The organism is Neisseria sp. P0008.S010, assembly GCF_051962715.1.
In the GTDB taxonomy this organism is placed as follows: Bacteria; Pseudomonadota; Gammaproteobacteria; order Burkholderiales; family Neisseriaceae; genus Neisseria; species Neisseria elongata.
In genome coordinates this window covers 1-1,307 of the sequence record NZ_JBQCVA010000106.1, presented here as the reverse complement: position 1 = coordinate 1,307, position 1,307 = coordinate 1, and the positions used below count along the sequence as shown (strand labels likewise).

The 1,307-nt window shown below is 48.5% G+C and carries 3 protein-coding genes; 2 read left to right on the top strand and 1 reads right to left on the bottom strand.

Translation table 11 applies throughout. From position 1 onward, the window contains the following. The first annotated feature begins 181 nt into the window (after positions 1–181). The gene (locus ACTHSL_RS12635) at positions 182–448 is read left to right on the top strand and encodes a pyocin activator PrtN family protein (RefSeq protein ID WP_440381660.1); all 267 of its coding nucleotides are present in this window, start codon (positions 182–184) and stop codon (positions 446–448) included. A gap of 19 nt (positions 449–467) precedes the next feature. Here the strand turns inward: ACTHSL_RS12635 and ACTHSL_RS12630 are convergent, their stop codons facing one another. Then, entirely contained in the window at positions 468–833 is a 366-nt protein-coding gene (locus ACTHSL_RS12630; protein ID WP_440381659.1) for a hypothetical protein, read from the bottom strand. Here ACTHSL_RS12630 and ACTHSL_RS12625 point away from each other — a divergent pair. Beyond that, complete coding sequence (locus tag ACTHSL_RS12625) at positions 827–1,108, top strand: hypothetical protein (protein WP_440381658.1); 282 nt, start codon at positions 827–829, stop codon at positions 1,106–1,108. The genes ACTHSL_RS12630 and ACTHSL_RS12625 overlap by 7 nt on opposite strands. Positions 1,109–1,307 lie beyond the last annotated feature (199 nt).

The window sequence follows — 1,307 nt, the reverse complement described above, 5'->3', positions numbered from 1 at the left end:
GCTTCTTTGGATTAGGTTTTCGTATTTCATTTGGAAATTGTAAATCTTCAGGATACTTTCGCAAGAGGTCTAATAACGCAGGCAGACGGCGAAGCACCAAAGTTCTGAAAGAATTTACCACCCGAACAGACGCGGAAGACTACGCAGAAAAAATCAGACAACAACACAAGGCATACTAAAAATGGAAAACCTACCTACCCACCAACGGCTCATACTCATTTACGGCAAAACCCACATCCCCCTCGAACAGGCCACTACCGACTGGTTACCGCATATAAGCGAAAAAACCGCCTGCCGCCGCGCCAAAACCCAACCCCTCCCATGGCCGGTCATCAATACGGACAACAGTCAAAAAACCAGCCAATTCGTCAGTCTTACCGCCATCGCCGACTGGCTCGACCACCGCGAACAGCAGACAAAAACCGAATGGCGGAAAATACATGGATAACAAAAAGGCCGTCTGAAATTCAGACGACCTCAATATGATTGATGCAGATAAAATCATACAGGCAGTTTTCCTCTGCTTCTTGCCGTTCCATCCCGGATTTCCTTTTCAACCAAAGCCTTTTTCCGTTCAAATTCAGCACTATTGCGGGCAGCGGCAGCAATGCCTTCTGCAATCGCTTTTTTTCCTGACTCCCCACCTTATCGCTGAAATACGCCAAAGCAGCCTTATAAAGTGATTTTTTGAACATAATTTCCCCCTCGCGGAGCATTTTCCAATCAAACGGTTTTAGTTTACTTGTTTTTATCCCTAAACAACCGGAATCCAAAGGCGAAAATACGGTACAAAAGCCGTCCGAAACAGTTCGGATGGCTTGTCCCATTGCCATCAGCAGCAGATCAGTTCCATTATCGTATTTTGCAGGCGCGTCAATTCAAGCATCGCACATTTGAAATTGTCGTCGGTTTGGTTTTGGTTTTCCTTGCAGAACATAAAGTTTTCATGGACATCACTGACTATCTTGGTCAGGTTGATGATTTCGTTTGCCACCGCGCATTCCGCCAGTTCGATTGCCGACGTATCGCCGTCGTATGTCAGCAGGCGGGCGGTGGCGGAATTGTGGCTTTCCGCAATCTTGCGTTTTCTGCATTAGGCATCGCTTGAATCGGCAGCTTTTACCACAACAGGCGCGGGGAGTTGCTTTTTCTCCTCTGCCGCCAGTATTGCGGGCAGGCTTTCGGTCTGGTGGGGCAGTGATACACCAAGGCTGAAGGGTTTAACGGGGCAGTTGAGCATCCCCGATTACAGCACCTTATGCCGCTACCGCAACTGGCTGGCGCAAGACGACACCCTGTCCGAATTG